General features: G+C 69.4%; 6 protein-coding genes. 4 read left to right on the forward strand and 2 right to left on the reverse strand.

The features are described 5' to 3' along the window. Positions 1–38 precede the first annotated feature (38 nt). The 4 genes from MHW47_RS04110 to MHW47_RS04125 all read left to right on the forward strand — a co-directional run bounded on the left by MHW47_RS04110 (position 39) and on the right by MHW47_RS04125 (position 5,110). Positions 39–1,016, forward strand: a complete 978-nt coding sequence (locus MHW47_RS04110; protein ID WP_239221224.1) for a carbohydrate ABC transporter permease — start codon at positions 39–41, stop codon at positions 1,014–1,016. Next, complete coding sequence (locus MHW47_RS04115) at positions 1,013–1,849, forward strand: carbohydrate ABC transporter permease (RefSeq protein ID WP_239221225.1); 837 nt, start codon at positions 1,013–1,015, stop codon at positions 1,847–1,849. The genes MHW47_RS04110 and MHW47_RS04115 overlap by 4 nt, the downstream gene beginning before the upstream one ends. Positions 1,850–1,987: 138 nt before the next feature. Continuing rightward, complete coding sequence (locus MHW47_RS04120; RefSeq protein ID WP_239221226.1) at positions 1,988–2,998, forward strand: LacI family DNA-binding transcriptional regulator; 1,011 nt, start codon at positions 1,988–1,990, stop codon at positions 2,996–2,998. Positions 2,999–3,313: 315 nt separating this feature from the next. Next, positions 3,314–5,110: a hypothetical protein gene (locus MHW47_RS04125; RefSeq protein WP_239221227.1), complete on the forward strand. Its 1,797-nt coding sequence runs from the start codon at positions 3,314–3,316 to the stop codon at positions 5,108–5,110. An 88-nt stretch (positions 5,111–5,198) separates the two neighbouring features. Here MHW47_RS04125 and MHW47_RS04130 read toward each other — a convergent pair whose 3' ends face one another. Both MHW47_RS04130 and MHW47_RS04135 read right to left on the reverse strand, forming a co-directional pair. Further along, the gene (locus MHW47_RS04130) at positions 5,199–5,678 is read right to left on the reverse strand and encodes a MarR family winged helix-turn-helix transcriptional regulator (RefSeq protein ID WP_239221228.1); all 480 of its coding nucleotides are present in this window, start codon (positions 5,676–5,678) and stop codon (positions 5,199–5,201) included. A gap of 243 nt (positions 5,679–5,921) precedes the next feature. After that, the coding region (locus MHW47_RS04135; protein ID WP_239221229.1) for an alpha/beta fold hydrolase at positions 5,922–6,671 on the reverse strand (750 nt) is incomplete at its 5' end.

Below are 6,671 nucleotides of genomic sequence, written 5' to 3' on the forward strand. Positions count from 1 at the left end.
CCCAGCCCCGCCAGGCCACGCGCACAACAGGAGAACGCATGACCACCGTCCGCGGCGACCGCAGTCATCGGCCGCCCGACGCGGGGGCGACCCCCGCCCACCACCCGCCCAGCACCTCCCCGCAATACCGCCGCCGGCGCCGCAGGACCCGGCTGACCGCGCTGGCATTCCTCGCGCCGCTGGTGGTGTACCTCGCCGCGTTCTACGTCTATCCCCTCTACCGCAACCTCGACCTCAGCCTGCGGGACTACACGGTCCGGTCCTTCGTGGCGGGTGACGCCCCGTTCTCCGGACTGGACAACTTCCGCACCGTCTGGGAAAGCCCCACCTTCGGCCCGGCACTCCGGCACACCATGGTGTTCACCCTGGTCTCGATCGTGTGCCAGTACACCGCCGGCCTGGCCCTCGCGGTCTTCTTCAACCGGCACTTCCGGCTGTCCGGTACCCTCCGTGCCCTCTTCCTCATCCCGTGGCTGCTGCCGCTGATCGTCTCGGCGTCGACCTGGGCGTGGATGTTCAACGGAGAGTCCGGCGTCCTCAACTACGCCCTGAGCCTCTTCGGAACGGGCCCCGTGGAGTGGCTGAACTCCCCGGACTGGGCGCTGACCTCGGTCATCATCGCCAACATCTGGATCGGCATCCCGTTCAACCTGGTCATCCTCTACAGCGGTCTCCAGAACATCCCCGCGGAACTGTACGAGGCGGCCTCACTGGACGGCGCAAACGCCTGGCAGAAGTTCCGCTCCGTCACCTTCCCGCTGCTGCGGCCCGTCTCCGCGATCACACTCCTGCTCGGGCTCGTCTACACACTCAAGGTGTTCGACCTGATCTGGATCATGACCAAGGGCGGCCCGGGAGACTCCTCCTCCACTCTGGCCACCTGGTCCTACCAGCTCAGCTTCGGCACCCTGATGCCGAAGTTCGGACCGGGCGCGGCCGTCGGCAACATCCTCATCCTCATCGCCCTGGCCTTCGGCCTGCTCTACATCCGAGTCCAGAGAAGGCAGGAAGCATGACACCCCTCCGCCGCCCGGCCACACGTTCAGGCGCGCGCACCGCCCTCGGCCTGCTTCTCACCGCGGTGATGCTGTTCCCGGTGTACTGGATGCTGAACGTCTCCCTCACCCCCCAGCAGGACATGCGCAAGTCGCCGCCCGACCTGCTGCCGCTGAGCCCCACCTTCGAGGGCTACCGCGCCGTGCTCGACGACCAGCTGCCGTACCTGGGCACCAGCCTGCTCATCGGCACCGGCACCGTGATCCTGACCCTGCTCGTCGCCGCTCCCGCCGGCTTCGCCCTCGCCCGGCTGCGCCCGCGACGCGGCGGCGGATTCCTCGGACTGGCCCTGCTGGTCGCCCAGATGATCCCGGGCATCGTCATGGCGATGGGCTTCTACGGCATCTTCCTCGACCTCGGCATGCTCAACACGTGGTGGGGCCTGATCATCGCCGACTCCTCCCTCGCCGTGCCCTTCGGCGCGATGATCTTCACGGCGTTCATGTCGGGCATCCCCGGCGAGATCATCTCCGCCGCGCGGATCGACGGGGCCACCACCTGGCGTACGTTCGTCTCCGTGGTGCTCCCCATGAGCCGCAACGCCGTCGTCACGGTCTCCCTCTTCAGCTTCCTGTGGGCCTGGTCGGACTTCGTCTTCGCCAACACCCTGGACAGCGGCGGCGACATGCGCCCGATCACCCTCGGCATCTACCACTACATCGGCAACAACAACCAGGAATGGAACGCGATCATGGCCACCGCCGTCGTCGCGTCCCTCCCGGCCGCGTTCCTGCTCGTCCTCGCCCAGCGCTACGTCGCCGCCGGCGTCACGGCCGGCGCGGTCAAGGACTGACCTGTCACCCCCCGGCGACCGTGGCCCCGTCTCCGCCGCTGAGGGGTGCCGCGAGGGCATCACCCCGCGCGCCCCATCGCGGAGCCGTCATCCGCACCCTGTGCCCCGGCAGGCCGGACCGGCTGTCAGAATCCCCCTATGCAGTCTGGGCGATCGACGACTCTGTCCGAGGTGGCGCGGCGTGCCGGGGTCTCCCTGACGACGGCGTCGAAGGCGATCAACGGGCAGCCCCGCGTCTCCTCCGAGGCGCGCGACAGGGTGCTCAAAGCCGCCCGCGAGCTGGCCTACACCCCCAACCGGATCGCCCGCAGCCTGATGAGCGGGCGTACCGGGACGGTGGGCCTCGTCGTGGTCGACAGCAACGCGCAACGCTTCGCCCTGCCGATCCTGCTGGGCGCCGAGGAAGCCCTCAGCAAGATCGACCTGAGCATGACCGTCAGCGACGCACGGGGCGACCGGGCACGGCTGCGGCGCATCGTCGAGCGCTTCGCGGAGCGCCAGGTCGACGGAGTCCTCGTCGTCGGCGACAACAACACCCGGACACCGAGGGTCGGCCGCCGGCTCGACCAGCCGGTCGTCTACGTGTACGGGGAAACGGGTTCCGGGGACGTCGTCCACCTCCCGGACGACCGGGCCGGCGCCCGCGAGATCACCGAACACGTCCTGCGCAGCGGACGGACCCGGATCGCCGTCGTCACCGGTCCGCGCGAGGCGCGCGCCGTCGTGGAACGCGGCCGGGGGATCGCCGACGCCCTGGAAGCGGCCGGCCTCGGTCTCGTCCACGACGTGCTCCACGGGGAGTGGTCGCAGCGCTCCGGACGCGTCCTCGCCGAGCGGTTGCTCCGTGCGGAGCCCGACGTGGACGCCATCGTCACCGGTTCGGACCAGATCGCGGCGGGCGTCGCCGAGGCACTGCGCGGTGCCGGCCTGCGGGTGCCCGAGGACGTCGCGCTCACCGGCTTCGACAACTGGCCCATCTTCGCCCTGGAGACGGAGCCTCCGCTGACCACGGTCGACATGAACCTCCACACCCTGGGCGCCGCCGCGGTCCGGGACCTGTTCGACCTGATCGACGGGAAGCCCGTGGGCGGCGGCGTCCGTCTGCACCCGTGCAGCGTCGTCGTCCGCGAGTCGGTCGCCCGCCACTGAGCTGCGGCTCTCCCGCTCACGCCCGCACGTCCCCACCCCGGAGCCGGACCTGCTCGTCCGCCGAAAAATGGAGAAGCGCTTCCTCTTTTCTGAGCGTCGCTCAAAACCTGGGCTCGTCCCGTGTGTTGACACCGCTCGGCCGACGGGTGAAGCATCGGCGCAGCACCACATTCCTCACCTCGGTCCCCGCATGTCCGTGTGGCGGGCTCGCGCCGCGTGCGACCACATCACCGAACCGCTCGGTCGGCTCGACGCGAGCCGATGTGAGGAAGCGCTTCCCCACCCCCGCCCCCTCTGCCCACCGAAAGGGCCCCTATGTTCTGGCACACCCCTCCGGCCGTTGCCGGCGCCCCCGGCAAGCGTGATCGCCGGCCCGACGGAACCCCCCGCCGCATACGCCGCACCGTCACCCACCTCGCGGTGGGACTCGCCGTCGTCGCCGGCGGCCTGGCCGCCGCGACACCTTCCCAGGCGGCCGGCAACACCCTCACCGTCGACGTGGGCACCGTCGTCCGGCCGGTCACCCAGGTCGTCGCCGGCGGCCTCTACGGCGTCGACTCCGGCGCGAACACCCCATCGCTCGACCAGCTCTACCCGCTGCGCCTCAACACCATGACCCAGCCTCCGCCCGGCACCCAGCAGCGCGGCAACGGAGCCCCCACCCCCTGCTGCGACGGACTCGACGTGGCGGGCAAGGTCACCAGCGCCGGAGCCCAGCAGTACCTGCGGCTCTCCGACATCTTCAGCGCCTTCCCCTACAACTGGGTCAGCTGGCCGGACTGGGAGTCCAAGCTGGCCACCATGATCCGGGCCCGGATGAACGCCACCACAACGACGAACATCGCCGGCTACGAGATCTGGAACGAGCCGGACTGGACCTGGGACGGCCGCCTCGACGGCACGGCGGGCTCCTTCAACGCCATGTGGACCCGCAGCTACCGTGACATCCGCGCCATCGACGCCAAGACGCCGATCGTCGGCCCCGGCACGGCCGTGTACAGCCACGACTGGATGTACAACTTCATGCGGAACGCCAGGGACACGGGCACCCTCCCCGCCGTCGCGGTGTGGCACCAGCTCGACACCAACACGGGCTGGCAGACCATCCAGGCCAACGTGAACGACTTCCGCGCGATCGAGACCTCCCTGGGACTACCGCACCGTCCCATCTCCATCAACGAGTACGGCTCTCCCAGCCAGGTCGACCAGCCCAGCGTCGCCGTGCACTACATGGCGGCATTCGAACGGGCGGGCGTCCACGACGCCGAACGCGCCTACTGGTACGAGGCCGGAACCATGAACGGCCTGCTGCACAACGACCGCCCCACGGCGTCGTACTGGGCCTACAAGTGGTACGGCGACCAGTCCGGCAACATCGTCAGGACCGTGCCGCAGTCATGGCTCGACGGAGTGGCCTCGTACGACGCGAGCCGCAAGCAGGTGAACGTCGTCTTCGGAGGCGACAGCGGCGAGAACAAGGTGAGGATCAACGGCGTCGGCGTCCTCGGCTCCCGGGTCTCGGTGACCCTGTCCCGAACGAACAACACCGGCCGCTTCACCAACCAGACCGCCCCGGTGACCCTCTCCACCCAGACCTACACCGTCGCCGCCGACGGCAGCATCACCGTCCCCGTCTCCGGCATGGACGCGGTCATGGCCTACCAACTGCTGGTCACCCCCGCAACCGGTGCGCCCTCCTGGCAGCAGACGTACGAGGCGGAGAACGCCACCGTCGTCAACGCCAACCGCCTGAGCTCCGCCACCGCCTCCAACGGCGGCTACGTCGGGCAGATCGACAACGCCGCAGACATGCGCGACCAGAGCTTCGTGGACTTCCTCGTGAAGGTGCCCACCGCCCGCACCTACACGATGACCGTCAAGTACGCCAACGCCACCGGCGCCCCCGCCACACACGGCCTCGCGTACAACGGCGGCGCCTGGTCCACCCTGACCTACCCGCCCACCAACAGCGGCTGGGGTCACCCCACGGGCACGGTCAGCACCACCCTCAACCTGCGCGCCGGCTACAACATGATCCGGCTCGCCAAGGGCGCCCCCCACTTCACGGGTGGCACCGGATACGCCGAACTGGACAACATCACCCTCCAGTGACCGCCACGCCCCGCGTCGAGCTCGCCTCGCCTCGGCGAACGCGGCCTGAGGTGTTCCCCCCCCGCTCGGGGTGGGCAGGCGCGGGGCGTCAGCGCCGGGAGGGAGTGTGCCGGGTGACGTTCGTGGTCAGACGGCGCAGTGTCGCGCGTGCCTGCTCGAACTCCTCGTCCTCCAGACCCATGGCCTCCCCGATCTCTCCGGGAATGGCGAGAGCGCGTTCCCGGAGAGCGGCGCCTTCCTCGGTGAGTGTGAGGATGACGGTCCGCTCGTCATCCGGACGACGCTCCCGACGGAGCAGCCCGTTGGCCTCCAGGCGCTTCAGTAGCGGCGTCAGAGTGCCGTAGTCGAGCTGGAGCGTCGCACCGAGTTCTTTGACGGAGAGCTCATCCCGGTCCCACAGGGCCAGCATCACCAGGTACTGGGGATACGTGAGGCCCAGATTCTCCAGCTTCGGCCGGTACAGCCCGGTGACCGCGCGAGAGGCGGCGTAGAGGGCGAAGCACAGCTGGTCGTCCAGCAGTAGGGAGGCTCCAGCGTCTGCGGGCGGCGTGGGATCCAGGTCGGCCATGCAGCCATGCTACCTCATCGCCCGCAATGTCCGTTTGGGCGTTTAGAACGGACGCAAGGTAATGGGCCGAGAGGGCGGACTGGGGCAGGCCAGGCATCGGCCGCTACCGGAACAGCGCCCACAGCCTGTTGCGACACCCCTTCTGGGGTGTCGCAACAGGCTGTGGGCAGGCACGGAGCGTGTGGGGAGATGTCGGCGGGCCGCCTCCTTCGGCGGAGCTAGTGGACGGCGGCCCGCTGTTGGTCACTTCGCGAGGAAGGTGAGGAGGGCGTCGGTGACTTCCTGGGCGTGGGTCCAGAGGAGGCCGTGGGGGGCGCCGTCGATGACGACGTAGTCGGCGTGGGGGAGGGCCCGGTGGAAGGGCTCGCCGGTGGCCTCGATGGGCAGGATGCGGTCGGCGGTGCCGTGCAGGATGAGTGCCGGTATGTCGATCTTGGTGATGTCGGTGCGGAAGTCGGTGGTCCAGGTGTCCACGCAGGCGCGTGAGGCGTACCAGGAGGCGCCGGCGGCCACGTTCCAGCTGTGGCGCACGGCCTCCTCGCTGATGCGGGTGCCGAGGTTCTCGTCCAGGTTGTAGAAGTCCTGGTAGAAGGCGGTGAAGTAGGCGTAGCGGTCGGCGGTGACGGCCTGTTCGATGCCGGCGAAGACGCTGCCGTCGACGCCTTCGGGGTTGTCGTCGGTCTTGAGGAGGAAGGGTTCGAGGGAGGCGAGGAAGGCGGCCTTGGCGATGCGGGCGGAGCCGTAGGTGCCCAGGTAGGCGCCGACCTCGCCGGTGCCCATGGAGAACCCGACGAGGACGGCGTCCTGGAGGTCGAGGGTCTCCAGAAGCGTGTTGAGGTCGGCGGCGAAAGTGGCGTAGTCGTAGCCCGTGGTGGGCTGGCTGGAGCGGCCGAAGCCCCGGCGGTCGTAGGTGATCACGCGGTAGCCGGCGTCCAGGAGGGCCGCGGCCTGCTTCTCCCAGGAGTGGCCGTCCAGGGGGTAGCCGTGGATGAG

This window comes from Streptomyces sp. OfavH-34-F (genome assembly GCF_022347745.1).
Lineage (GTDB): Bacteria > Actinomycetota > Actinomycetes > Streptomycetales > Streptomycetaceae > Streptomyces.

Bases quoted from the DNA above. Each gene is read 5' to 3' on its own strand.
- MHW47_RS04110 (WP_239221224.1), top strand. From the start codon at position 39: ATGACCACCGTCCGCGGCGACCGCAGTCATCGGCCGCCCGACGCGGGG.
- MHW47_RS04115 (WP_239221225.1), top strand. From the start codon at position 1,013: ATGACACCCCTCCGCCGCCCGGCCACACGTTCAGGCGCGCGCACCGCC.
- MHW47_RS04120 (WP_239221226.1), top strand. From the start codon at position 1,988: ATGCAGTCTGGGCGATCGACGACTCTGTCCGAGGTGGCGCGGCGTGCC.
- MHW47_RS04125 (WP_239221227.1), top strand. From the start codon at position 3,314: ATGTTCTGGCACACCCCTCCGGCCGTTGCCGGCGCCCCCGGCAAGCGT.
- MHW47_RS04130 (WP_239221228.1), bottom strand. From the start codon at position 5,678: ATGGCCGACCTGGATCCCACGCCGCCCGCAGACGCTGGAGCCTCCCTA.